The organism is Streptomyces sp. NPDC005496 (assembly GCF_042872045.1).
Taxonomy (GTDB): domain Bacteria; phylum Actinomycetota; class Actinomycetes; order Streptomycetales; family Streptomycetaceae; genus Streptomyces.
Window position 1 is genome coordinate 735,020 of the sequence record NZ_JBIAJQ010000002.1, and the last position, 23,436, is coordinate 758,455.

Here is a 23,436-nt window from a genome sequence, read left to right on the forward strand (position 1 = left end):
GCGCGGGGGGGGGCCGCCCGCGCGGGGGGGGCCCGCGCCGCGCCCCGCCCCCCGGGGGGGGGGGGCCCCCCGGGCCCCCCCCCGGCCCGGGCGGGGCCCCGGGGGCGGGGGGGCCGGGGGCCCACGGGCGGTCCGGCGGGCCGGAGCGGGCCGTAGGGTAAGACACATGAACGATCGCATGGTGTGGATCGACTGCGAGATGACCGGTCTCTCGCTGTCCGACGACGCGCTCATCGAGGTGGCCGCGCTGGTCACCGACTCGGAGCTGAACGTACTCGGCGAGGGGGTGGACATCGTGATCCGCCCGCCCGACGCGGCGCTGGAGACCATGCCGGACGTGGTGCGCACCATGCACACCGCCTCCGGCCTCCTCGAAGAGCTGGCCGGCGGCACGACGCTGGCCGACGCGGAGGAGCAGGTGCTCGCCTACGTACGGGAGCACGTCAAGGAGCCGGGCAAGGCCCCGCTCTGCGGGAACTCGGTCGGCACCGACCGCGGTTTCCTGCTCCGGGACATGCCGACCCTGGAGGACTACCTGCACTACCGGATCGTGGACGTCTCCTCCGTGAAGGAGCTGGCCCGGCGCTGGTACCCGAGGGCGTACTTCAACAGCCCCGAGAAGAACGGCAACCACCGGGCCCTGGCCGACATCCGCGAGTCGATCGCGGAGCTGCGCTACTACCGCGAGGCGATCTTCGTCCCGCAGCCGGGCCCCGACTCGGACACCGCCCGCACGATCGCCGCCAAGCACGTCCTGCCCGTCGAATAGTCCCGCGCCCGCCCCGCGGAAAGGCGGGCGCGAGCACCCCTTCGGACCCTGTACACTTTTTCTCGGCCGGTCGGGGAAACCACTTTCGGAGAACCGCCGGTCATGGTGGGTGTAGCTCAGCTGGTAGAGCACCTGGTTGTGGTCCAGGATGTCGCGGGTTCAAGTCCCGTCACTCACCCTGAGTAGTCAGCCGGTGACCTGTTCGTTCAGGTCACCGGCTGACTGCGTTTCAGGGGCCGTCCGCGCCCGGCCGTGGCTCAGGCGGCCCGGCCCGGGCGCACCGCCCGCCACGCGGCGGCGAAGGAGGCCACGTCCTCGTAGCGCTCGGCGGGATCCTGCCGGGTCGCGCGCTCGATGACCGCGAGCTGCGGTGCCGTACCCCGCCAGGCCCGCTCCTCGTCCCCGGCGTCCAGGAACAGCCGCGCGGTGCGGCCCAGGGTGAAGACCGTCGTACGGGCGTCGATCACCGCGCCCCGCTCGAACTCCTCGGGCGCCATGTACCGCCGGGAGCCCGGCAGCCGCTCCTCCTCCACGACGAAGGGGCCCGGACGGTACTCGTCGAGGTCGACGAGGTGGGCCACGCCGCCCGCGAAGTCGTACAGCAGCGCCCCGTCGTAGAAGTCGACGGCGACGTGGCCGGCGCCCTCCACGGCCAGGTGGGCGTCCAGGACGCGGTCGAAGGCGCGCAGGATGTCCGCGGTCGGCAGGGCGCGGAAGCGGGCCATCGGGGTGTGCGGGCTCGTACGGTCGCGCTGCCCGGTCCCGGTGGGGTGGTAGAGCACCTCGCCCTTGCGCCAGGGCATCACGACCGCCCAGGTGTCCCGTACCGCGATGCGGTGGACCTGGGGGACGATGGCCGCGTGCCGTACGGCGCGGTGGAACGCCCAGCCGCGCTCCAGCGACTGGCGGGCGCCGTCGGTGACCGCCTCCTTGACGAACCAGCACGCGCCGTCGAGCAGCCGGACCCCGTACGACACGCACCCGGAGTCCTGTTCCCGGAACGCGGTGAACACCTCACCCACCCGGCCCAGATACGGCTCCACGGCGGAGACTTCGTCGACTGCCAGCAAGGGATGGAGGACCATGCACGCCAGCTTGCCCTACGAGAGGTCAGGACGAAGCGCGCGCCACCAGTTCCGTGGGCAGGACCACCTGACGGCTCTCCAGATCGCGCGAGGCGACGGGCCTGCGGTCGGCGATCTCGCCAAGCAGCAGGTCGATCATCACGCGGCCCATCTCCTCGATCGGCTGGCGCACGCTGGTCAGCGGGGGGTCCATGTGGCGGGCGATGGCGGAGTCGTCGTACCCGACCAGCGCCACGTCGTCCGGTATACGGCGGCCGACCTCGCGCAGCACCTGGCGGGCGCCGGCCGCCATGACGTCGGAGCCGGCGAAGACCGCGTCCAGGGTGGGGCAGCGGGCGAGGAGTTCGGTCATCGCGCGGCGGCCGCCCTCCTCGGTGAAGTCGCCGGCCACGATCAGGTCCTCGTCGACCTCGCGGCCCGCGGCGCGCAGGGCCTCGCGGTAGCCCTCGACGCGGCGCTGGGCGCCGAAGACGTCCATGCGGCCGGCCAGGTGGGCTATGGTCCGCCGCCCCTGCGCGATCAGGTGTTCGACGGCGACCCGGCCGCCGCCGAGGTTGTCGGAGTCCACCGAGGGAAGCGTCTCCCGGGCGGATCTGCGGCCGCTGATCACGGCCGGGATCTCCAGCTGGGACAGCAGGTCCGGCAGGGGGTCGTCGGCGTGCACGGACACCAGCAGCACGCCGTCCACCCGGTGCGCCGCCAGGTACTGCGCGAGGCGCTGCCGCTCCCGGTCGCTGCCCGCGAAGATCAGCAGCAGCTGCATCTCGGTCTCGGAGAGCTCGGCGCCCACGCCCCGGAGCATGTCGGAGAAGTACGGCTCCGAGAAGAAGCGGGTCTCCGGCTCGGGGACGACGAGCGCGATGGCGTCGGTGCGGTTGGCGGCGAGCGCGCGGGCCGCCGTGTTGGGGACGTAGCCGAGTTCCGCGACGGCCGCCTGGACGGCCGCGCGCGTGGCGTCGCTGACCCGCGGCGAGCCGTTGATGACCCGGGAGACCGTGCCGCGGCCCACCCCGGCCCGCGCGGCGACCTCCTCGAGAGTCGGCCGTCCGCCGCTCCGGCCCCGCGCTCCGTGGCCTGCCATGGTCCGCCTCCCTTCACACCGCGTCACACCGCGTTGGCCTGGAATCTAACAGTCTTGATCCGCGCGCGACGCCCCGAGACGGGCCGCGGAGGCTCCGTCGCCGGGATTAGTTAACAGCCCGATAACCGAAGAGATATCTCGGCGTCCTCACCCTTGACACCCCCGCGTGAACCGACGACTCTTCAACACATCACTTGTGGGAGCGCTCCCACGGTACCTGACAAAACACATCCCGCACGTTCCCCGCCCGAGCCGCAGCGAGAACTAACGGGCCCAACAATGCAGTTGGCCGGGGGGTCGGCACGTCAGGGCAACAGGAGGATGCAATGCGAGCACGTTCCCTTACCGCCCGCAAGGCGGTGGTCGTCGCGGCCGTCGCAGCGCTGGGCGCCGGGCTGCTGGCCGGCTGTGCCGACGACGGCGATGGCGACTCTAATTCGTCGGGCGGCGGCAAGGGCAAGACCACGATCACCCTTGGTCTGTTCGGCACGTTCGGCTTCAAGGAGGCCGGGCTGTACGACGAGTACGAGAAGCTGAACCCGGACATCAAGATCCAGGAGAACGTCACCGAGCGGAACGAGAACTACTACCCGGCTCTCGTCAACCACCTCACCACGGGCAGCGGTCTTGCCGACATCCAGGGCGTCGAGGTCGGCAACATCGCCGAGGTCGTCGACACCCAGGCCGCCAAGCTCGTGGACCTCTCCAAGGTCTCGGGCGTGAAGGAGGGCGACTTCCTCGACTGGAAGTGGAAGCAGGCCACCGCCAAGGACGGGGCGACGGTCGGCCTCGGCACCGACATCGGCCCGATGGCCATCTGCTACCGCAAGGACATGTTCGAGAAGGCCGGCCTGCCCACCGACCGCGAGGAACTCGCGAAGAAGTGGGGCGGCGACTGGAACAAGTTCGTCGAGGTCGGCAAGGAGTACAAGAAGAAGGCGCCGAAGGGCACCACCTTCCTGGACTCCCCCGGCGGCCTGCTGAACGCGGTCCTCGGCAGCGAGACGGAGAAGTTCTACGACGCCTCCGGCAAGGTCATCTACAAGGACAACCCCGCCGTGAAGTCGGCCTTCGACCTGACGGCCGGGGCGGCCAAGGACGGTCTGACCGGCAACCTCACGCAGTTCCAGCCGACGTGGGACCAGGCGTTCGCCAACGGCAAGTTCGCCGCGGTCTCCTGCCCGCCGTGGATGCTCGGTTACATCGCGTCCAAGGCGAACAAGGACACCAAGGGCAAGTGGGACGTCGCCAAGGCGCCCGCGGGCGGCAACTGGGGCGGCTCGTTCCTCGCCGTGCCCAAGGCCGGCAAGAACGTGAAGGAGGCCTCGAAGCTCGCCGCGTGGCTGACCGCGCCCAAGCAGCAGGCCACCCTGTTCGCCAAGCGGGGCAGCTTCCCGAGCGCGCAGACGGCGTACGAGCTTCCCGAAGTGACCGGCGCCAAGAACGACTTCTTCGGTGACGCCCCGATCGGGACCATCTTCGCGGCGGCCGCCAAGGACAGCCCGGTCCAGGTGATCGGCCCGAAGGACCAGATCATCCAGCAGGGTCTGACCGACAACGGCGTGTTCCTCGTGACGAAGGGCAAGTCCCCCGCGGACGCCTGGAAGACGGCCACGAAGACCATCGACAACAACCTGGAGAAGTGACCGGTATGTCCACCCGGCACGACACCGCCGCGCCCCCCGTGAAGGAGGGGGGCGCGGCCCCGGCCGACCGCGTACCGGCCGCGGCGCCCACGGAGGCGGACATCCGCCGCCGGGCCCGGCTCTCGCGGCGATGGCAGCGGGACCTTCGGTGGAGCCCGTACGTCTTCGCCTCCCCGTTCTTCCTGCTCTTCCTCGCCTTCGGCCTCTTCCCGCTGATCTACACGGGCTGGGCCTCGCTGCACACGGTCGAGCTGACGGCGCCCACCGACATGGAGTGGGCGGGCCTGCGCAACTACACGCGCATCTTCGACGACGAGTTCTTCTGGAACGCGGCGAAGAACACCCTGACCATCGGCATCATCTCCACCGTCCCGCAGCTGCTGATGGCGATGGGCCTCGCCCACATCCTCAACTACAAGCTGCGCGCCTCCACGTTCTACCGGGTCGCGATGCTCGCGCCGTACGCGACCTCGATCGCCGCGGCGTCCCTGGTGTTCGTCCTGCTCTTCGGCCGCGACTACGGCATGATCAACTGGGCGCTGCACTTCGTCGGCGTCGACAGCATCGACTGGCAGAACGACAAGTGGCCCTCGCAGATCGCGGTCTCGACGATCATCATCTGGCGCTGGACCGGCTACAACGCGCTGATCTACCTGGCGGCGATGCAGGCCATCCCGCAGGACCTGTACGAGTCGGCGGCGCTGGACGGCGCCTCGCGCTGGCAGCAGTTCCTGCACGTCACGCTGCCGCAGCTGCGCCCGACGATCCTGTTCACCGTGGTCGTCTCGACGATCGGGGCGAGCCAGGTCTTCGGTGAGCCGCTGCTGTTCGACCAGAACAAGGGTGCCTCCGGCGGCGCCGAGCACCAGTTCCAGACGCTCGGGCTCTACCTGTACGAGCAGGGCTGGGTCAACCAGCACCTCGGGCGGGCCTCGGCCATCGCCTGGACCATGTTCTTGATCCTCATCGTGATCGGGATCGTCAACTACGTCATCTCGCGCCGGCTGCGCGCCAGTACCTAAGGAGAACCGGCCGTGACGACGACCCTGACGAGTCCGCCCGCCGACGCCGTGCCCAAGGAGCCGAAGCGCAGCCGGCGCCCCAAGTCGGCGCGTGCGGGCGGACAGCTGCACGGCGGTCCCCTCGCCTATCTGATCCTCGCCCTGTTCACCATCGGCTCGCTGTTCCCACTGGTGTGGACGGCGATCGCCGCCTCGCGCGACACCAACCGGCTGGCGCAGACCCCGCCGCCGCTGTGGTTCGGCTCCAACCTCTTCAAGAACCTGGACCTCGCCTGGGGGGACGCCAATCTCGGCGAGGCGATGTTCAACACCACGCTCGTGGCGGGGATCTCGGCGGCCACCGTCGTCTTCCTGTCCACGATCGCCGGGTTCGCCTTCGCCAAGCTGCACTTCCGGGGCCGCGGCGCGATGATGCTGATCGTCATCGGCACCATGATGGTCCCGCCGCAGCTCAGCGTGATCCCGCTCTACATGATGGTCGCCAAGCTCGACTGGACCGACCAGCTCCAGGCGGTGATCTTCCCCTCCCTGGTGAGCGCCTTCGGTGTCTTCTTCATGCGGCAGTACCTGATCCAGGCGCTGCCCAACGAGCTGATCGAGGCCGCCCGGGTGGACGGCGCGAGCAGCTGGCGCGTGGTGTGGCACATCGTGTTCCCGGCGGCGCGGCCCGCGATGGCCGTCCTGGGCATGCTGATCTTCGTGCAGACGTGGAACGACTTCCTGTGGCCGTTCCTGGTCCTGACCCAGACCGGCAACCCGACCGTGCAGGTCGCGGTGGCGGGTCTCGGCCGCGGGTACACCCCGGACCAGTCCCTGATCATGGCCGGCGCGCTGCTCGGCACCCTGCCGCTGCTGCTCGTCTTCGCCCTGTTCGGCAAGCAGATCGTCGGCGGCATCATGCAGGGCGCCGTCAAGGGCTGAACCCCTGCTCCGGGGGCCGGGTCATCGCCGCCCCGGCCCCCGCCCCTCCGTTTCTCTTCACCGTCGGTCTCCCCGACCTCCTATGGGAGCGCTTCCATGCCCGATTCAGTGACGCCCGTGACCTTCCCTCCCGCCTTCCTCTGGGGTGCGGCGACCTCCGCGTACCAGATCGAGGGGGCGGTGCGTGAGGACGGCCGGACCCCCTCGATCTGGGACACCTTCAGCCATACGCCGGGCAAGACGGCGGGGGGTGAGACGGGGGACGTGGCGGTGGACCACTACCACCGCTACCGCGACGACGTGAAGCTGATGGCGGAGCTGGGCCTGGACGCGTACCGCTTCTCGATCTCCTGGCCCCGGGTGCAGCCGACCGGGCGCGGCCCCGCGGTCCAGCGCGGCCTGGACTTCTACCGCCGGTTGGTCGACGAGCTGCTGGCGCACGACATCAAGCCCGCGGTCACCCTCTACCACTGGGACCTGCCGCAGGAGCTGGAGGACGCGGGCGGCTGGCCGGAGCGGGACACGGCCCTGCGGTTCGCCGAGTACGCGCAGATCGTCGGAGAGGCGCTGGGCGACCGCGTCGAGCAGTGGATCACCCTCAACGAGCCCTGGTGCAGCGCCTTCCTGGGCTATGCCTCCGGTGTGCACGCCCCCGGCCGCACCGACCCGGCGGCCTCCCTGCGGGCGGCCCACCACCTCAACCTGGCGCACGGGCTCGGCACATCGGCGCTGCGCTCCGCGATGCCCGCCCGCAACACGGTGGCGGTGAGCCTCAACTCCTCGGTCGTCAGGCCGCTTTCGCAGAGCCCGGCCGACCTGGCGGCGGCCCGGCGCATCGACGACCTCGCCAACGGCGTCTTCCACGGCCCGATGCTGCACGGCGCGTACCCGCAGAGCCTGTTCGAGGCGACGGCCTCCGTCACCGACTGGTCGTACGTACAGGACGGCGACCTCCAGCTGATCCACCAGCCGCTGGACGCGCTCGGCCTCAACTACTACACGCCCGCGCTGGTCTCCGCCCCCGAAGCGGAGCCGAGCGGCCCGCGGGCGGACGGTCACGGAGCGAGCGCCTTCTCGCCGTGGCCGGGCTCGGAGGACGTCGCCTTCCACCAGACACCGGGCGAGCGCACCGAGATGGGCTGGACGATCGACCCGACGGGCCTGCACGACCTGATCATGCGCTACACCCGTGAGGCGCCGGGACTGCCGCTCTACATCACCGAGAACGGCGCCGCCTACGACGACAAGCCGGACCCCGAGGGCCGTGTGCACGACCCCGAGCGCATCGCCTACCTGCACGGCCACCTCGCCGCGGTGCGCGGCGCGATCACCGACGGCGCCGACGTCCGCGGTTACTTCCTCTGGTCCCTGATGGACAACTTCGAGTGGGCGTACGGCTACGGCAAGCGTTTCGGCGCGGTGTACGTGGACTACGCGACCCTCGCCCGTACGCCGAAGTCGAGCGCCCTCTGGTACGGGCAGGCGGCCCGGACGGGCGCCCTGCCGTCGCCGGTCGCCGCCGAGTAGACCACCGACCGGGGGGGGCGGGAGGGGAACGGGGGAACGGAGCGCGCCCCGGCCGGGTGGGGGGAGGTCCGGCCGGGGCGCGCTCTCCCCCGTGGGGAAGGGCCTACTTGGTGGGGGCTACTTGTAGGCGCCGAAGGCCTTGGAGAAGGCGTTCTGGTCCTGGACGATCGAGCTGCACGTGGCGTCGGCGTAGTTCTTCGCCCCGCCCGCGCACTGCTTGTCGCGGGTCGCGGACCACATGGAGAGCCAGCCGATCCCCTTCGACCTGGCGAAGTTCACGAGCTGGGTGGCGTCGTCCACCTTGAAGATCTCGCTGGTGACGTCGTTGACGCCGATCATCGGGGTGACGGCGACCGCCTTCCAGGCCGCGCTGTCGGAGAGCCCGAGGACGCTCTTGACCTGGGCCTGGGTCGCGGTGGCGGCCTGCTCGGCGTAAGTGCCCATGTCGCCGCTGTACGCGGGCCCGTAGTCCATCGCCATGATGTTGACGGTGTCGACGGCCACGCCGTTCGCCTTGGCGTTGGCGAGCAGGCTCACGCCGTCCTGGGTCAGGCCCTCGGGCATCACCGGGAGCGTGAAGGAGACGTCGATGCCGGGGTGGGCCTTCTGCAGTTTGGCGATGGCCTGCGCGCGCCGGGTGTTGGCAGCCGTGTTCGGCAGCGCGCCGCCCTCCACGTCGAAGTCGACCTTGGTGAGCTTGTACGCGTCCACGACCTTGCCGTACGCCGTGGCGAGCGCGTCCGCGGACGAGCACGTGGTCGCCAGCTCCGAACCGGCCGCGCCGCCGAAGGAGACCCGGACGTCGCCGCCCTTGGCCCGCAGCGCGCCGATCTGGCCGGCGACCGCGTCGCTGCCGAGGTCGGTGACGCCGCCCCACTTGGGGGTGCAGCCGCCGCCGTCGGTGACGAAGGCGAGGTTGTAGTCCTTCACGCCGGTCGCCGCGGCGTTCGCGACCAGGTCGAAGGCCGGGTAGAGGGACGTGTCGACGTAGGGCGCGAAGCCCGCGTCCGTGCTCGTGCCGCTGCCCGGCGTCTGGGTGGGCGCGGGGGTGGTGGGGGCCGACGTGCTCGGGCTCGGGCTCTTCGTGGGGGTGGCGCTCGGCTCGGGCTTCGCCGTCTCGGACGGGCGGCCGCTGGGCTCGGGCGTCGCCCCGCCGTCCGCCGAACACTTGGCGTCGTCGATCAGGCAGCCGCTCGGGTCCGCGGTGCCGTTCACGACGAAGCCGATGGTCACGGACTTGCCGGCGGCCAGGCCGTCGGTGTCCCAGGACGGCGGCGTCACGGTGACATGCCGTCCGCTCACCTCGGACCGGCCGTTCCACAGCGAACTGAGCTTGGCTCCGGTGGGCAGGTCGAACTCCAGCGTCCAGTCCTTCTTCACCTGGCCGCTGTCGTTCGTGATGACGTACTGACCCGTGTAGCCGGTGGACCAGTCGCTGGTCCTGGTGTACGCGGCGCCGACGCCGGCCGCCTGCGCGGTCCCGGTGAACAGGAGGGCGCCGCCGCCGATCACGGCTGCGGCGACGACGCCGCCTATCGCCTTGTTCCTGCCACTGACCTTGCGCCGGTGCGTGCTGCTCATCGCGTGCCTGCTTTCGCGGTTTCACGGGGGGTGGGTGCGAGCAGCACGCTAGCGACCGGCAAACGGGCAAAGCGCCTGATCCGGGCGGTGGTCGGGGATCTTAGGGTGCGCTTAAGGAAGGCATCGGGGACGGTTAAAGGTCGAGACCAATTCGGCTCTCGGCGGCGTCGGAGCGGGCCCGGCGCCGCGAGGCGTTCAGCTCACGCCCACGCCGCGCCTGCGGCGCCGGACCGTTCCACGGTGGCCGCGGCGGACGGGGGCGCGCCCGTCGAGCTGGATCCAGATCCGCACCTCGGTTCCGCCGAGCACGGAGGAGCCGATGCGCACGTCCCCGCCGGTCGACTCGGCGAGACGCCGCACGATGTCCAGGCCGAGTCCGGTCGACCCGTCGCTGCCGGAACCCCGGCCGCGCGCCATCGCCGCGTCCGGGTCCACGATGCCGGGGCCCGCGTCCGAGACCAGCACGATCACCGCGTCCTCGCCGTTGTGCACGTCGACCGCGAAGGCCGTGCCCTCGGGGGTGTGCCGGAAGACGTTGCCGAGGAGGGCGTCGAGCGCGGCCACCAGGTCGGCGCGGGCCACCGGTATGCGCACCGGACGGTCCACGCCCGCGAGACGGACCTTGCGGCCCTCGTCCTCCGCGAGCGCCGACCAGAAGTCCATCCGCTCCCGGACGACCTCGGACGCGTCGCACCCGGCGCCCACGCCGATCGCCGCGGTCTGCGGCTTGGCCTCGCGGGCCGTGCGGATGATCGTGTCGACCTCGCGCTCCAGTTGCGCGACCGCGGCCCTGGTCTGGTCGGCGGCCGGTCCGTCGCCGAGCGAGGCCGTGTTCAGCCTGAGCACGGTCAGGGGCGTACGCAGCCGGTGGGAGAGGTCGGCGGCCAGCTCCCGCTCGTTCGCCAGGAGTTGGACGACCTGGTCGGCCATCGAGTTGAACGCGACGGCGGCGAGCCGCAGTTCGGTGGGCCCCTCCTCCGGCACCCGGGCGCCGAGCTTGCCCTCCCCCAGCTCGTGCGCGCCCTCGACCAGACGCTGGGCGGGCTGCACCATGCGCACGCCGAGCCGGTCGGCCACCGCGACCGAGCCGATGATCAGGGCCACGCCGACGGCCGCCAGGACCGCCCAGGCCGTCCCGACGCCGTTGCTCGTCTCGGACTCGGGGACGTACACCTCGACGACCGCTATCTCACCGGAGCTCAGCGCGGTCGGCTGGAGCAGCGTGGAGCCGCCCGGCACCCCGGTGGTGGAGGCCCGGCCCAGCTCGCGGGTGGTGGTGATGTCCTTGTCGGCGGCGCGCTGCCTGCCGAGGTCGACGGCCGCCGCGCCACCGGAGGCGGGGATGTGCACGGCCAGCCCCGAGTCGGAGCCGGCGGAGGCGACGACCCGCTCCAGCTGCTCCGGGTCGGTGGTGATGGAGAGCGCTGGGGCGATGGCCGCGGCCTCCCGCTCCGCGTTCGAGAACGCCCGGTCGCGGGCCATCTCCTTGATGACCAGCCCGAGCGGAACCGCGAAGGCCACCACGACCATCGTGGTCACCGCCACGCACACCTTGACCAGCGCCCACCTCATCGCGGCCGCCCCAGGACTTTGGCCCGGCCCGCCGTCACGGCGCCGGCTCCGTCCGCGGCGGCTCCAGCTTCACGCCGACCCCGCGCAGCGTGTGCAGATAGCGCGGCTTGGCCGCCGTCTCGCCCAACTTCCGCCGCAGCCACGACAGATGGACGTCTATGGTCTGGTCGTCGCCGTAGGCCTGCTGCCACACCTCGGCGAGCAGCTCCCGGCGCGCCACGACCACGCCCGGCCGGCCCGCGAGGAAGGCGAGCAGGTCGAACTCACGGCGCGTCAGGTCCAGGCGTACGCCGTCCAGTTCGGCCTGGCGGCGCAGCGGGTCGACCGAGAGGCCGCCGACCCGGATCACCCGGGACGGGGGCGCCTCGCCCACGGACGCCCGCGAGCGCCGCAGGACGGCCGCCATGCGCGCCGACAGGTGCTCGACGGAGAAGGGCTTGGTCAGATAGTCGTCCGCGCCGTCGTTCAGCAGCCGGACGATCTCCGTCTCGTCGTCCCGCGCGGTGGCGATGATCACGGGGACGTCCGTGATGCCGCGGAGCATCTTCAGGGCCTCGGAGCCGTCCAGATCGGGCAGACCGAGGTCCAGGATGACCACGTCGAAGGAGTGATGGGCGACCTCGCGCAGCGCCTCCAGGGCGGTGCCGACACTGCGCACGGTGTGCGCGGCATCGGTCAGATGCCGGATGAGGGCGGAGCGCACGAACTGGTCGTCCTCGACCACGAGCACACTTGCCATGGGCGGCACCGTACGCCATCCGGGGGATGCCGGTCCGGTGCCTGTGGACAACTCCGTTCGGGACGCACCCATGAGACACCGGTGGGGCGCGTGGTGCAGTATGGCCCGCGATGCGCAGAGGTCTCGTACACGTACTCGCGTGGTCGCTCGCCACGGGCGCAGCGGTCACGCTGTCGTGGTGGGGTGTCCACACGGTGATGGCGGGGACCGCCTACGACCCGCCGCGCGCGCTGCCCATCACGGCGGCCGACGCCACCACGCAGGAGTCGAAGCCGCTGGCCTCCTCGACCAGCCGCCCCTCGCCGTCCAAGAGCCCCTCGGAGAAGCCGCGGAGGACCCCCGGGCCCACCACGACGCCCTCCTCGGCGCCCTCCCGGTCGGCGTCCGCCGGGCCGGGGCCGAGTGCCTCGGGGCAGGTCAAGAGCTACGGCACGGACGGCGGGCGGGCCGTGTTCGACCTCGGGAAGACCTCGGCGACGCTCGTCTCCGCGACGCCGGCCTCGGGCTGGTCGATGCAGGTGTGGAAGACGGAGACGTGGATCCGCGTGGAGTTCGGCTCCGGGGCCGACCGGGTGTCGGTGTTCTGCACGTGGCACGACGGGCCGCCCCGGGTGGAGATCGGCACGTACTGAGCCGGGCGGCGCACCTCAGCGGAACACGGACGGAGGCGGTGCGGGCGAGGCCACCGCCGAGGCGTCCGTGACCGGGACCGCTCCGCCGGTGAAGTCGGCGAGGGCCCTGCCGTGTTCGACCCGTCCGGGGTGCGGGTCCGAGGCCGCGCGCCGGGTGAGTTCGGCCACCGGCAGCGGGTGCGCGGAGGCGACGAGGACGGCGTTCCCGAAACGCCGGCCGCGCAGCACCGTCGGGTCGGCCACCAGGGCCAGTTCGGGGAAGACGCTCGCGGCGGTGGCGATCTGGCCGCGCAGGTGCGCGAGCGGCGGTCCGTCGGCCAGGTTGGCGGCGTACTGGCCGGTGTCCCTGAGCACCCTGCGGACCTCGGTGAGGAACTCGACGGAGGTGAGGTGCGCGGGGGTGCGGGCGCCGCTGAACACGTCGGCGATCACCAGGTCCGCCCAGCCGTCCGGCACCTTGCCGAGTCCTTCGCGAGCATCCGTGGAGCGCACCCGGATGCGGGCGTTCGGGTCCAACGGGAGTTCGCGGCGGACCAGTTGCACGAGGGCCGCGTCGCGTTCGACGACCTGCTGGGTGGAGCGGGGGCGGGTGGCGGCCGCGTAGCGGGCGAGGGTGAACGCTCCGCCGCCGAGGTGCACGGCGTGCACGGGTCTGCCGGGCGGGGCGACCAGGTCGATGACGTGGCCGAGGCGCCGCTGGTACTCGAAGCTCAGGTAGGAGGGGTCGTCGAGGTCGACGTGCGACTGCGGTGCCCCGTCGACGAGGAGGGTCCAGGCGCGGGCCCGGTCCGGGTCGGGCAGCAGCTCCGCGAGCCCGCCGTCGACCGGCTCGACGACGGCGTCGGCCCCCTGCCCACGCCGCGCGCTCCGGCCACTCTTCGACTTGCCCATCAGGCCATTATCGACGCGCGGAAGGGGGTCGGCCCACCGGCGGGCGCGTAGGGCGGCTGGGGACGGACATCGGCAGTCGGCTCGACACCGACGGAGGCGGGGCGCGACGGCGCCGGAGCCGCGGGGCCCAGGGCGCGTCGGAGGCGCGGGGTGGGCGTGCCGGTCGGGAAAGCGGGGCGAGCGGCGGCGAGCCGGCATCTGCGGGGCAGACGGCCGGGCCTGCGCTGTGGCCGGGTACGGCGGAGTCCGACGGGCGGCCCGCTGCGGGTGCCGGGGCGGCCGGCTCGGAGTGGAGGCGTCGCCCGGCGGCTGCCCGGTGGCCGGGGCCACCTGCTCGGGGCAGGGTCGGCCCGGTGGGCGGATGGTCGCCCGGGGAGCGTACGGCTCGGGAGCCGGGGTCAGCGGCAGTTGTCGGCGGCCTCGATGAGGCGGGCGGCCTCCCCGAGCGCCGCGCGCAGCACCGCCGGGTCCGTCGCGAGGTCCGCGTCCCCCGGCGGGAGCAGCCAGTCGGAGCCCTCGACGGGCGGCTCCGGCGCGAGGCTCACCCCGCGGCCGTTGGTCTGCGTACAGGTGCTGCCCGGCATGTCCCAGGCGTCCGCCGTGCCGGGCGGCACCAGGAAGCCGAGGGTGTCGCCGTTGTCGTCGTGCAGTACCGGTCCGACGGACTCGGAGGAACCGCGGCGGAGGATGTCGACCGCCTCCAGTCCCTGCCGCGCCGGCACGGTCACCAGATCCAGGTCGCTGTCCTGCCCCGGCGGGGCGGCGAACTCGGCGTGCGGTCCGGGTCGCGCCGCGGCCGACGCCGTACGGAAATCGGTGCTCTGCCTGGTCTTCATCCCGGCCTCCAACACGGAACCCTCCTCCTGACGAGTAGGTCGGGAGTTCGGGCGGCTCCCGGTCCACAGGGTTCAACGCGTCAGGGCGTCAACGGCTACGGCGGAACTCCGCCGCAAAGGATGGCAGTTCATGGCAGATCGGGGATGGGATATCCGGTTTGTAGCCAAACCCCGGGTGTCGGGCCCGTCACAGCAGGTACGTTCTTGCCCGCCGGAACCAGGGCGACGATCGGGCGGTTAACGGACAACTCGCCTCGGTCCGGCATGGTTCGACGGTTCGCAAGAGAGGGCCCGGCCATGACGTCGTCAACGGTGACCTCGTCCGAGTACCCCCGGCCGCCACGGCCGAACCTCGCTTTCCGGCGGCTGCGCGGGCACCGCTCACCGGGCGAGTTCGCCGCCGCGGTGCGCAGGGCGGCGCGGGAGATCGGCGAGCGGGTCAGCTGCGACGCGCGGTACATCGGGCGCGTCGAGGCGGGCGAGATCCGCTGCCCCAACTACGCCTACGAACGGGTGTTCCTGCACATGTATCCCGGCCGCACGCTGGCCGACCTGGGCTTCGCTCCCCGCTCGTCGGTGCGCGGACGGGGGGCGCGTACGTCGGACGAGGCGCCCCCCGTCCACCTCACGAGCCTGTCCGCCGCCCCGCATGAGTCGGACGGGCACCGCGACCCGTATGACCCGCAAGACACGTGCGACACGCACGAGTACCACGAACAGAACCACGAGGAGAGCGACGTGCAGCGTCGCGCATTCATGACCGGCGGCACCGCCACCGTGGCCGCCGCCTCCCTCAGCCCCCTGGGACTCGGCCTCGGCGCGCCCGCGTCGGCCGCGGACGGACCGGTCCACCGGGCCGGGACACCCGAGGCGGGGGCCCTGGAGGAGGCCGTCCGCAAGATCAGGCTGCTCGACGACCGGCACGGCGCCGACGGCCTGTACCGCAGGGCGGCCACCCCGCTGCGCACCGCCTACGCGCTGCTCGACGCCGGCACGATGCGGCAGTCGACCGCGGACCGGCTGTACGCGGGCGCCGGTGAACTGGCCATCTCCGTCGGGTGGCTGGCCCACGACTCGGGCCGGTTCGACGACGCGCGCTCGCACTACGCGGAGGCGCTCGCGACGGCCCGGATGTGCGGGGACGCCGGACTGGAGGCGCACGCCTTCTGCAACACGGCCTTCCTCGCCCGGGACGCGGGCCGCCCCCGGGAGGCGGTGCGGGCGGCACAGGCGGCCCAGCGCGCCGCCCTGCACCTGGGCTCGCCCCGGCTGCTGTCCCTGCTCGCGCTGCGGGAGGCGGGCGGCTGGGCGGGGCTAGCCGACCGCACCGGCTGCCGGCGCGCCCTGGCCCGCGCGCAGGCCCTCTTCGAGCGGGGCCCCTCGGCGGCCGACCCGGAGTGGATGAGCTTCTACGGCGAGGCCGAGCTGGAGGTGCTGGAGGCGCAGTGCTGGTCGACGCTGGGCGACTGGCCGCGCGCGGCCCGGCACGCCCGGCGCGCCGCACACCTCCAGGACCCGCACTTCACCCGCAACATCGCCCTCTACACGGCCGAGCTGGCCGACGACCTCGCGCGCGGCGGCCGTCCCGACGAGGCGGCGGCGGCCGGTCTGCGCGTCCTGGACCTCCTGGACGAGGTCCAGTCCTCCCGCATCCAGACGATGCTGGCGGGCACGGCCCGGGTGCTTCTCCCGCACCGGCGGGCCTCGGGGGTGCCGGCGTTCCTCGACCGGCACGCGAGCCTGCCGCGCACGGCGTGAACCGCGGGCCGGCGCGGGCGGGGAAGGAAACGGGGCGGGAGGGACAGGCCCTAGCCCGCCAGGTGGCCGCAGTCGTTCCAGGCCTCGATCGCGGGCTCGCCGTAGGCCCAGCCCAGGACGGAGAGCGACGTCGGGTTGAGGCGGATGCGGGCGGCGAAGTCGATCGGCAGGCCGAGCCAGCGGGCGCCGATGGCCCGGAGGATGTGCCCGTGGGCGAAGACCAGGACGTCGCGGTCCTCGGCCCGGGCCCAGGCGACCGTCTCGTCCGCGCGCGCGGAGACCTGCTCCAGGGTCTCGCCCCCGGGGACCCCGTCGCGCCAGATGAACCAGCCCGGCCGCACCGCCTGGATCTCCGCCGGGGTCATGCCCTCGTACTGCCCGTAGTCCCACTCCATGAGCGGGTCCCAGGTGCTCGCGCGCTCGCCGAAGCCGGCCAGTTCGCACGTCTCACGCGCGCGTACGAGCGGACTCGTGCGCACTTCGAGACCGGGCAGAGCGCCGAACGGCGCCCGGTGGAGGCGTTCGCCCAGTAGTTTGGCACCGCGCCGGCCCTCCTCCAGGAGGGGGATGTCCGTCCTGCCGGTGTGTCTGCCGGACAGCGACCATTCCGTCTGTCCGTGCCGGGCCAGCAGGATGCGCGGTGCCATGAGGAGCCCTTCCGGGGGAAATGGGAGGCGGATGCCTCCATCATCGCGCACGCTTGCACGGAGCAACCCGCCGGGCGATCCCGGCGTCTTCGAGGACCGGGGGCGCCGCTCGGCGGCGCGCACATACACCGTAAAGTGGACGAGCGGGCCATCGGCCCCAGGACTGCAGTCAGAAGGGGGAGGGCGATCGGATGCCGCAGACCGAGGCACCCGGCACCGGGGCGATCGCACGTACCCGATTGCGCTGGTGGACCGAGCTCCCGCTGATCGTGCTGGTGTACGCGTGCTACTCGGCGGGCCGCCTGCTCGCGCGGGGTGACGTGGCCGGCGCCGTCGACCACGGTCTGACGATCCTGCGCGTGGAGAAGGTCCTCCACCTCAACGCCGAGCATCCGCTGAACCGTCTTTTCACGCACCACGCCTGGCTCGGCGTACCCGCCGACTTCTGGTACGCCTCCCTGCACTACCTGGTCACCCCGCTGATCCTGGTGTGGCTCTTCCGCTCCCGCGCGGTGCGCTACCGGGCGGCCCGCACCTGGCTGATGACCTCCACGTTCATCGGCCTGATCGGCTTCACGCTGCTGCCGACCTGCCCGCCCCGGCTGCTCGCGGCGAGCCACGGCTTCGTCGACACGATGGCCCAGTACAGCGACTACGGCTGGTGGGGCGGCGAGGCGAGCGCGCCCCGCGGCATGGGCGGCATGACGAACCAGTACGCGGCGATGCCGAGCCTGCACGTGGGCTGGTCGCTGTGGTGCGGGGTGATGCTCTGGCGCCACGGCCGCACCCCGCTCGCCAAGGCCGCGGGCGTCGCCTACCCGCTGCTCACCACGATCGTCGTGATGGGCACCGCGAACCACTACTTCCTCGACGCCGTCGCGGGAGCCGCCGTGATGGGCGTCGGACTGGCGCTCACCCCGCTCGTGCTGCGGGCCGCGGAATCCGCCAGAGCGCGCCTGGGATCGCGTTTCGCTCCCGTCGCACTGGCCTCACGGGGCGCGGGTTCCTCGATTGTCAGTGGAGAGTGCAAGACTTCCGCGGGTGAGCGAATTCCCCGACAGCGCGAGTCCCGAACCGGACCGGGAGCCGAGCCGGACGCCTCTCCCGCCGACGCGGGGGAAGGCGCTGCGGCAGCGGCTCGCTGAGCTGCGCGGCCCGGACGTCCCGCCGAAGGCACTGGACGCGCGGGCCCTCGCGGCGCTGGCCGCCAACCCCGGCTGCGAGCGCCGCGCCCTGCTGGACGGCGCGGGTGTCGACAAGGCGAAGCTGGCCGACGCGCTGGGCTCGCCGTCCGCCTTCGGCCAGTCGCAGTTCGCCTTCACGCGGGGCAACGCGTTCGAGGCCCGGGTGAAGGCCGACGGCGGCGCCGAGCTGCTGCGGCTCGTGCACGAGACGCTGGACCCGCGGGCCGAGCCGCCCGCCGCCGGTGTCGTCCCCGACCTCACGGCCGCGGGCCCCGAGGGACGCGCGGCGCGTACGGCGCTCGCGCTGCGCGAGGCCACCGGGTCCGCCGCCTGGACCCTGCTGGACCATCCGATGCTCGCGCTGGACGTGGCGGGCTCCCCCGCCTTCCTGGAGCCGGACGCGGTGGTCGTGCACCCCGACGGCGGCTGGACGGTCGTCGAGATCAAGTCGTTCCCGATGCTGGACGGTTCGGCGGACCCGGCGAAGGTGGGCGCCGCCGCCCGTCAGTCCGCGGTCTACGTGCTGGCGCTGGAGCGGGTCGCCGCGCTGATCGACCCCGCCCCCGAGGTGCGGCACCGGGTGCTGCTGGTGTGCCCCAAGGACTTCTCGAACCTGCCGACGGCGTCCGCCGTGGACGTGCGCAAGCAGCGCGCGGTCACCCGGCGCCAGCTCGCCCGGCTCACCCGCGTCGAGGACATCGCCGACGCCCTCCCGGAGGGCACCTGCTTCGCCCCGGACCGCCCGGCCCCCGACCTGACCGCGGCCGTCGAGGCGGTCCCCGCCGCCTACGCGCCCGAGTGCCTGGCCGCCTGCGAGCTGGCCTTCCACTGCCGGGACCGCTCGCGCGGCGAGGGCGCGGTGACGGCCCTGGGCCGCTCCCTGCGCGCCGAGCTGGGCGGACTGACGACGGTCGGCGACGTGCTGGCCGCGGCCCACGGCGAGGCCGGTGACCCGCGGGACCCCGCGGTGGCCGCCCTGCGCAGAGCGGCCGCGCTCAGGGCCGAGGCGCTCAGGCCCCGCACGGTGCCCCACCAGGGCCAGGAAGCACTTCCGGAGGTGGCCCCTTGTCGCTGATCACCACGCTGGCCCGTCTGGAGGCCGTGAGCAGCGGGCGCGCGCAGCCGGCGGCCACCGTGCGGCACCGGCACCTGTCGGAGCGGCCCCTCGTCTTCGTCCCGCTGACCACGGCGGGCGAGGCCGGAGCACCGCTCGGGGCGCTCGTGGGCACCGACCGGGACGCGCCGACTCTGCTCGTCGTACCGCAGCCCCGGGACCGTGACCTGCGGTTCGCGTTCCTGGCCGAGCTGGCCGCGGTCGTCCTGCCGTACATCGACGGGTACGCGGGAGAGGTGGAGGCCGCCGAGCGCACGGAGACCGACCCGGAGACCGGCAAGCGGGTCAAGGTCGAGGTCGAACTGTGCGCGGACGCCCCCCAGTTGATCGTGCCGAGCCGGGCGGGTGTGGAGTTCGTACGGCTGCTGGGGCGCTCCATGCGGTTCCGGCGCACCGCCGAGGAGGAGCCGGAGGCACCCCATCCCGCGCCGCCCCGGGTGCCGTTGCTGGGGCGGTGGCTGACGCACTACGGGGAGCGGGCGCGGGTGCCCGGCTCCTCCCTGCTCCTGGCCCTGTCCGACGTGCTGTCCCGGCACTGGGCGACCGGGCAGAGCAGCCTGGAGGACCAGCACCTGGGCGCCCTCCTCGCCTGGATCGACCCGGCGCCGGGCGAGTCCGGCGCCGAGGCGGCCCTGCGGGCGGAGCTGACCCGCGACTCCGAGGGGCAGCTGCTGTGCCCGCCCGCCGGACCGGCGACCGACCCCGCCTTCGACAACAAGCTGCTGGCGCCCGCCATCGAGCGCTACGACCGCGCGCGTACGGCACTGGCCGCCGCCGAGGACGGTCTGGAGGCCGACGACCGGCTCGGTGAACTGACCGCGGCCGAGGGGCGGATCCGCGCTCTGGTGGCGAGCCGGACCCGGCCCACCTGGGACGCGGTGTGGCGCGGACTGGACCTGCTGCGGGAGCTGCCCGAGGGGGCGCACGTCGCCGACCGCTGGACCCGGGACCGCTGGTCGTTCACCGGTCACCGCGACCGGGTCGTGGCCGGCGAGCCCCCACAGCCGCGCCGCGACGACGCGGTCACCGCCGCGAACAAGCTGGCCACCCGCGAGCGCGAACAGGCGCGTCTGGAGGCGCAGGAGGCCCTGGACGACCCGCTGGTGATGGCCGGACGGCGGCTCGCGGGCGAGGCGTTCGCGGGTGAGGTGACCGATGTCGTCATGGCGTACAGCGAGGGCAAGCGGCCCAGTCCGCGCCCCCTGGTGACCGTCCGGACCGACGACCGGCCGCATCTCGGGGAGCGCGCGAAGGTCTACCGCTCGCTCGGCGGCAAGCCGCAGGCCGCCGAGTTCGTCGGGTACGAGGAGCACGGGGAGGCCGGTGCCGGCGGGCTCGTGGTGCTGCGGATCGTCGACAAGATGGGGCGCGGCAAGGAGCCCGAGGCCGGGTCGGTGCCGGAGAAGGGGGACCTCGTCTGCTTCACCCTCTTCGAGCACGAGCAGCGCGGCGGCGCGAAGCTGCCCGACCCGGAGGAGACGCCCTGGACCCACGGCGGCCCGCCGGGCGGGTCCGCGACCGCTCCCGCCCCCGACCCGGTGACCGAAGAGGACGTCCTGTGACCGGTCTTTCCGCCGTCCCCACCGACCCCGGTGCCGCCGCAGGCCGCGCCACCGACGCGATCCTGCGCGACACCCTGCACGGCACGCACCGGGGGGTCGTGGTGGACTCGCCGCCCGGTGCCGGCAAGTCGACGCTGGTGGTGCGGGCCGCCCTCGAACTGGCCGCGGCGGGACGGCCGCTGATGGTCATCGCCCAGACGAACGCGCAGGTCGACGACCTGGTCCTGCGGCTCGCCGAGAAGGATCCCGAGCTGTCCGTCGGCCGCCTGCACAGCAGCGACCCCGACCCGTACGACAAGGCGCTCGACGACCTGGCGAACGTCCGCAAGTCCGCGAAGGCCGCCGACTTCGCGGGGCTCTCGGTCGTCATCTCGACGGCCGCCAAGTGGGCGCATGTCAAAGGCGTGGAGCCCTGGCGGCACGCGATCGTCGACGAGGCGTACCAGATGCGCTCGGACGCGCTGCTCGCCGTGGCGGGACTGTTCGAGCGGGCGCTGTTCGTGGGCGACCCGGGGCAGCTCGACCCGTTCTCGATCGTGGGCTCGGAGCAGTGGGCCGGGCTGTCGTACGACCCGTCGGCGTCAGCCGTGACGACCCTGCTCGCCCACAACCCCGAGCTGCCGCAGCACCGGCTGCCGGTGTCGTGGCGGCTGCCCGCCTCGGCCGCGCCGCTCGTCTCGGACGCGTTCTACCCGTACACGCCGTTCCGCAGCGGCACCGAGCACGGCGACCGCCGGCTCGGCTTCGCCGTCCCCTCGGACGGTTCGGGACCCGACCGGGTGATCGACGAGGCGGCGGAGGCGGGCTGGGGCCTGCTGGAGCTGCCCGCCCGGCACACTCCGCGCACCGACCCCGAGGCGGTCAGGGCGGTGGCCCTGGTCGTGCGCCGGCTGCTGGACCGGGGCGGTGCGGCCACCTCCGAGCGGTCGCCCGACCCGGTGCCGCTGACCGCCGACCGGATCGCCGTCGGCACGGCGCACCGCGACCAGGCCGCCGCCGTCCGGGCCGCCCTGACCGATCTCGGCGTCGCGGACGTCACCGTGGACACCGCCAACCGGCTCCAGGGCCGCGAGTTCGACGTGACGGTGTTCCTGCACCCGCTGTCCGGGCGGCCCGACGCGACGGCGTTCCACCTGGAGACGGGCCGGCTGTGCGTCCTCGCCTCACGGCACCGGCACGCCTGCATCGTGGTGTGCCGGGCGGGTGTCTCGGACCTGCTGGACGACCACCCCTCGACGGAACCCGTCCAGCTCGGCGTCACGGTCAAGTTCCCGGACGGCTGGGAGGCGAACCACGCGGTGCTGGCGCGGCTGTCGGAGCACCGGGTGGGCTGGCGGCCCTGATCGGGGCCGTCCACGGGGCCCGGTCAGCGGTGCGGGCGGCGATCGCACAGGCGTGCCAAGGGCCCACTTGCACCGTCAGGGGACAATGGACGGTGGCCCATGCTCGCCGCGGGGCCACCGGAACCGTACGAGGAGGAGAAGACATGGCGGAGCCCACGCCGCGTCGGAACGAACCGCGGCTACGCCCCGCGCCCCTGCTCTTCGAGCCGGCCGAGGCGGCGGCCGACCCGGAGCACTTCTTCGACCTGGAGTCGATGGACGACCCGCGTGCCCTGCTGGCGCGGGCGACGGAGCTGACCCAGGCGTTCCGTGCCGCGGCCGACCGCGCCGTGGAGTTCCAGGCCATCGCCGCCGCCCAGCTCGCCGACCCGCGCCGCTTCGACCGGCTCACGCACGCCGCGATCGCCGAGCGGGCCCAGTGGACCGAGGACTACGCGAAGAAGATGGTCGAGTTCGGCCGGGACCTGCTGCGCGGCGGCGACGACGGAGGCGGCCGGGGCCACGGCCACGGGATCAGCGACCACGCCTGAGCCCGGCGCCCGCGCGAGGGCCGCGCCCCGGACCGGGGCTCGCGGCACGACGCCCGGCCGGCCTGCCCGCAAGGCGATGTGGCATATGCCAGGTGGGCAAGATACTCCTCCCCCCGCCCTCCTGTCCCGACTTCCGGCAACTCTCCGGAACAGGGCGCTCACCCCCGGTAGATGTAGACGGCATGAGCGACACACGGAACCAGGCAGGCATCTCCCCTCGCGGCTCCGGCGTGGACGCGCCGTCCCCCGACCGCTACGACGTCTCGGACGTCACCTCGGAGGGCGCCGCGTGGCTCGCCTCCGCCGGAACGTATCCGCGCAGCACGCTCGCCCTCTGGGAGGAGCGCCCCGCCGCCCCGGTCGTCCTGCCCTGCGGCGCGGCCTTCGACGTCGTCAACGCCCCCGCCGTCTTCGGACGCCGGATGCTCGACCGGCTCTGGGACGAGGGGCCCGGCTCCGGCCCGGTGGCCGTCTACCGGGGGCGCATGCTCCTCTTCGCCTCGCCCGGCACGGCCCAGCGACTGCCCTCGCTGCTGGCGTGGGAGGACTGGGGTTCCCGGTCGGACGCGGGGCCCGGACGGTGCGGTGCGGTCCCGCCGCTGCTGTGCCACGGCACCGGGGACGCCGTCACCGTGCCGGCCCTGACCACGGCGGCCTGCGACGGCCCTGACCGGCCCGAATCCCGGTGGCTCGTCGCTCCCGACTGCCGGCAGCCGTGGCTCCCGGGGCCCGAGATCGTGCTCTGGGCGGCCGTCCGCGCGGCCCGCGCCGCGGCCTCCGCGGCGGTGCGGATATCGATTTTTCCTCCCGCCGATCAGGATGCTAAGGTCTACGACGTCAGCAGGCGCCGCTAGCTCAGTTGGTTAGAGCAGCTGACTCTTAATCAGCGGGTCCGGGGTTCGAGTCCCTGGCGGCGCACGTTGCAGATGGCGAGACAAGTTCGCGGAGACGCGAATCTGTCTCGCCATCGTCGTTTCCGCCCCGTACCGACGTCCG

21 protein-coding genes and 2 tRNA genes are annotated in these 23,436 nt (G+C 73.1%); 15 read left to right on the forward strand and 8 right to left on the reverse strand.

The features are described 5' to 3' along the window. Positions 1-166 precede the first annotated feature (166 nt). On the forward strand, positions 167-769 hold the full coding sequence (gene orn / locus ACFYQQ_RS07710; RefSeq protein ID WP_356173120.1) for an oligoribonuclease: 603 nt from the start codon (positions 167-169) through the stop codon (positions 767-769). A 105-nt stretch (positions 770-874) separates the two neighbouring features. Further along, a tRNA-His gene (locus ACFYQQ_RS07715) sits at positions 875-947 on the forward strand. 79 nt (positions 948-1,026) lie between these two features. Here the strand turns inward: ACFYQQ_RS07715 and ACFYQQ_RS07720 are convergent. After that, entirely contained in the window at positions 1,027-1,854 is an 828-nt protein-coding gene (locus tag ACFYQQ_RS07720) for a serine/threonine protein kinase (RefSeq protein ID WP_356173122.1), read from the reverse strand. A 25-nt stretch (positions 1,855-1,879) separates the two neighbouring features. Next, on the reverse strand, positions 1,880-2,935 hold the full coding sequence (locus ACFYQQ_RS07725) for a LacI family DNA-binding transcriptional regulator (RefSeq protein WP_355787079.1): 1,056 nt from the start codon (positions 2,933-2,935) through the stop codon (positions 1,880-1,882). 326 nt (positions 2,936-3,261) lie between these two features. Here ACFYQQ_RS07725 and ACFYQQ_RS07730 point away from each other — a divergent pair, with 326 nt between their 5' ends. The 4 genes from ACFYQQ_RS07730 (at position 3,262) to ACFYQQ_RS07745 (ending at position 8,051) form a co-directional block, all read left to right on the forward strand. Beyond that, positions 3,262-4,581 (forward strand): extracellular solute-binding protein, encoded by a 1,320-nt coding sequence (locus ACFYQQ_RS07730; RefSeq protein ID WP_355787076.1) that lies wholly within the window; start codon positions 3,262-3,264, stop codon positions 4,579-4,581. Between the two features lie 5 nt (positions 4,582-4,586). Next, positions 4,587-5,603, forward strand: coding sequence for a sugar ABC transporter permease (locus tag ACFYQQ_RS07735; protein WP_355787073.1), 1,017 nt, complete (start codon positions 4,587-4,589; stop codon positions 5,601-5,603). A 12-nt stretch (positions 5,604-5,615) separates the two neighbouring features. Further along, positions 5,616-6,524, forward strand: a complete 909-nt coding sequence (locus ACFYQQ_RS07740; protein ID WP_355787070.1) for a carbohydrate ABC transporter permease — start codon at positions 5,616-5,618, stop codon at positions 6,522-6,524. 96 nt (positions 6,525-6,620) lie between these two features. Beyond that, positions 6,621-8,051 (forward strand): GH1 family beta-glucosidase, encoded by a 1,431-nt coding sequence (locus tag ACFYQQ_RS07745; protein WP_356237643.1) that lies wholly within the window; start codon positions 6,621-6,623, stop codon positions 8,049-8,051. 117 nt (positions 8,052-8,168) lie between these two features. Here the strand turns inward: ACFYQQ_RS07745 and ACFYQQ_RS07750 are convergent, their stop codons facing one another. From ACFYQQ_RS07750 to ACFYQQ_RS07760, 3 genes are all read right to left on the reverse strand, one after another. Next, complete coding sequence (locus tag ACFYQQ_RS07750; protein ID WP_356237642.1) at positions 8,169-9,632, reverse strand: cellulose binding domain-containing protein; 1,464 nt, start codon at positions 9,630-9,632, stop codon at positions 8,169-8,171. Between the two features lie 195 nt (positions 9,633-9,827). Next, the gene (locus tag ACFYQQ_RS07755; protein WP_355784465.1) at positions 9,828-11,204 is read right to left on the reverse strand and encodes a HAMP domain-containing sensor histidine kinase; all 1,377 of its coding nucleotides are present in this window, start codon (positions 11,202-11,204) and stop codon (positions 9,828-9,830) included. Between the two features lie 34 nt (positions 11,205-11,238). Further along, positions 11,239-11,943 (reverse strand): response regulator transcription factor, encoded by a 705-nt coding sequence (locus ACFYQQ_RS07760; RefSeq protein WP_355784462.1) that lies wholly within the window; start codon positions 11,941-11,943, stop codon positions 11,239-11,241. 110 nt (positions 11,944-12,053) lie between these two features. On the opposite strand from ACFYQQ_RS07760, the gene ACFYQQ_RS07765 reads away from it, so the two are divergent. Then, positions 12,054-12,575, forward strand: a complete 522-nt coding sequence (locus ACFYQQ_RS07765; protein ID WP_355784459.1) for a hypothetical protein — start codon at positions 12,054-12,056, stop codon at positions 12,573-12,575. 15 nt (positions 12,576-12,590) lie between these two features. On the opposite strand, the gene ACFYQQ_RS07770 is transcribed toward ACFYQQ_RS07765, so the two are convergent. Further along, positions 12,591-13,466, reverse strand: a complete 876-nt coding sequence (locus tag ACFYQQ_RS07770; RefSeq protein WP_356173136.1) for a fused MFS/spermidine synthase — start codon at positions 13,464-13,466, stop codon at positions 12,591-12,593. Between the two features lie 398 nt (positions 13,467-13,864). After that, a complete protein-coding gene (locus ACFYQQ_RS07775; protein ID WP_355782554.1) occupies positions 13,865-14,302 on the reverse strand; it encodes a hypothetical protein in 438 nt (145 codons plus the stop codon). Between the two features lie 297 nt (positions 14,303-14,599). On the opposite strand from ACFYQQ_RS07775, the gene ACFYQQ_RS07780 reads away from it, so the two are divergent. Further along, positions 14,600-16,060: a hypothetical protein gene (locus tag ACFYQQ_RS07780; RefSeq protein WP_355782551.1), complete on the forward strand. Its 1,461-nt coding sequence runs from the start codon at positions 14,600-14,602 to the stop codon at positions 16,058-16,060. Positions 16,061-16,110: 50 nt separating this feature from the next. Here the strand turns inward: ACFYQQ_RS07780 and ACFYQQ_RS07785 are convergent, their stop codons facing one another. Next, positions 16,111-16,707, reverse strand: a complete 597-nt coding sequence (locus ACFYQQ_RS07785; protein WP_355782549.1) for a histidine phosphatase family protein — start codon at positions 16,705-16,707, stop codon at positions 16,111-16,113. Between the two features lie 191 nt (positions 16,708-16,898). Between ACFYQQ_RS07785 and ACFYQQ_RS07790 the strand changes: the two genes are divergently transcribed. The 7 genes from ACFYQQ_RS07790 (at position 16,899) to ACFYQQ_RS07820 (ending at position 23,358) form a co-directional block, all read left to right on the forward strand. Beyond that, positions 16,899-17,852 (forward strand): phosphatase PAP2 family protein, encoded by a 954-nt coding sequence (locus ACFYQQ_RS07790; protein WP_355782547.1) that lies wholly within the window; start codon positions 16,899-16,901, stop codon positions 17,850-17,852. Further along, positions 17,749-18,966, forward strand: a complete 1,218-nt coding sequence (locus ACFYQQ_RS07795) for a hypothetical protein (RefSeq protein WP_388903870.1) — start codon at positions 17,749-17,751, stop codon at positions 18,964-18,966. The genes ACFYQQ_RS07790 and ACFYQQ_RS07795 overlap by 104 nt, the downstream gene beginning before the upstream one ends. Further along, positions 18,957-20,567, forward strand: a complete 1,611-nt coding sequence (locus ACFYQQ_RS07800; protein ID WP_355792976.1) for a hypothetical protein — start codon at positions 18,957-18,959, stop codon at positions 20,565-20,567. The genes ACFYQQ_RS07795 and ACFYQQ_RS07800 overlap by 10 nt, the downstream gene beginning before the upstream one ends. Further along, a complete protein-coding gene (locus ACFYQQ_RS07805; RefSeq protein ID WP_388903872.1) occupies positions 20,564-21,910 on the forward strand; it encodes an AAA domain-containing protein in 1,347 nt (448 codons plus the stop codon). Before ACFYQQ_RS07800 ends, ACFYQQ_RS07805 begins: the two co-directional genes overlap by 4 nt. A 143-nt stretch (positions 21,911-22,053) precedes the next feature. Then, positions 22,054-22,440 carry a hypothetical protein gene (locus ACFYQQ_RS07810; protein WP_355794155.1) on the forward strand — a complete coding sequence of 129 codons (387 nt, stop codon included), beginning with the start codon at positions 22,054-22,056 and terminating at the stop codon, positions 22,438-22,440. 182 nt (positions 22,441-22,622) lie between these two features. Continuing rightward, entirely contained in the window at positions 22,623-23,294 is a 672-nt protein-coding gene (locus ACFYQQ_RS07815; protein ID WP_355794154.1) for a bifunctional DNA primase/polymerase, read from the forward strand. After that, a tRNA-Lys gene (locus tag ACFYQQ_RS07820) sits at positions 23,285-23,358 on the forward strand. Before ACFYQQ_RS07815 ends, ACFYQQ_RS07820 begins: the two co-directional genes overlap by 10 nt. The last annotated feature ends 78 nt before the right edge of the window (positions 23,359-23,436 follow it).

Bases quoted from the DNA above. Each gene is read 5' to 3' on its own strand.
- ACFYQQ_RS07760 (WP_355784462.1), bottom strand. From the start codon at position 11,943: ATGGCAAGTGTGCTCGTGGTCGAGGACGACCAGTTCGTGCGCTCCGCC.
- ACFYQQ_RS07790 (WP_355782547.1), top strand. From the start codon at position 16,899: ATGCCGCAGACCGAGGCACCCGGCACCGGGGCGATCGCACGTACCCGA.
- ACFYQQ_RS07770 (WP_356173136.1), bottom strand. From the start codon at position 13,466: ATGGGCAAGTCGAAGAGTGGCCGGAGCGCGCGGCGTGGGCAGGGGGCC.
- ACFYQQ_RS07765 (WP_355784459.1), top strand. From the start codon at position 12,054: ATGCGCAGAGGTCTCGTACACGTACTCGCGTGGTCGCTCGCCACGGGC.
- ACFYQQ_RS07725 (WP_355787079.1), bottom strand. From the start codon at position 2,935: ATGGCAGGCCACGGAGCGCGGGGCCGGAGCGGCGGACGGCCGACTCTC.
- ACFYQQ_RS07815 (WP_355794154.1), top strand. From the start codon at position 22,623: ATGAGCGACACACGGAACCAGGCAGGCATCTCCCCTCGCGGCTCCGGC.
- ACFYQQ_RS07810 (WP_355794155.1), top strand. From the start codon at position 22,054: ATGGCGGAGCCCACGCCGCGTCGGAACGAACCGCGGCTACGCCCCGCG.
- orn (WP_356173120.1), top strand. From the start codon at position 167: ATGAACGATCGCATGGTGTGGATCGACTGCGAGATGACCGGTCTCTCG.
- ACFYQQ_RS07755 (WP_355784465.1), bottom strand. From the start codon at position 11,204: ATGAGGTGGGCGCTGGTCAAGGTGTGCGTGGCGGTGACCACGATGGTC.
- ACFYQQ_RS07785 (WP_355782549.1), bottom strand. From the start codon at position 16,707: ATGGCACCGCGCATCCTGCTGGCCCGGCACGGACAGACGGAATGGTCG.
- ACFYQQ_RS07775 (WP_355782554.1), bottom strand. From the start codon at position 14,302: ATGAAGACCAGGCAGAGCACCGATTTCCGTACGGCGTCGGCCGCGGCG.
- ACFYQQ_RS07780 (WP_355782551.1), top strand. From the start codon at position 14,600: ATGACGTCGTCAACGGTGACCTCGTCCGAGTACCCCCGGCCGCCACGG.
- ACFYQQ_RS07745 (WP_356237643.1), top strand. From the start codon at position 6,621: ATGCCCGATTCAGTGACGCCCGTGACCTTCCCTCCCGCCTTCCTCTGG.
- ACFYQQ_RS07720 (WP_356173122.1), bottom strand. From the start codon at position 1,854: ATGGTCCTCCATCCCTTGCTGGCAGTCGACGAAGTCTCCGCCGTGGAG.
- ACFYQQ_RS07750 (WP_356237642.1), bottom strand. From the start codon at position 9,632: ATGAGCAGCACGCACCGGCGCAAGGTCAGTGGCAGGAACAAGGCGATA.
- ACFYQQ_RS07735 (WP_355787073.1), top strand. From the start codon at position 4,587: ATGTCCACCCGGCACGACACCGCCGCGCCCCCCGTGAAGGAGGGGGGC.
- ACFYQQ_RS07730 (WP_355787076.1), top strand. From the start codon at position 3,262: ATGCGAGCACGTTCCCTTACCGCCCGCAAGGCGGTGGTCGTCGCGGCC.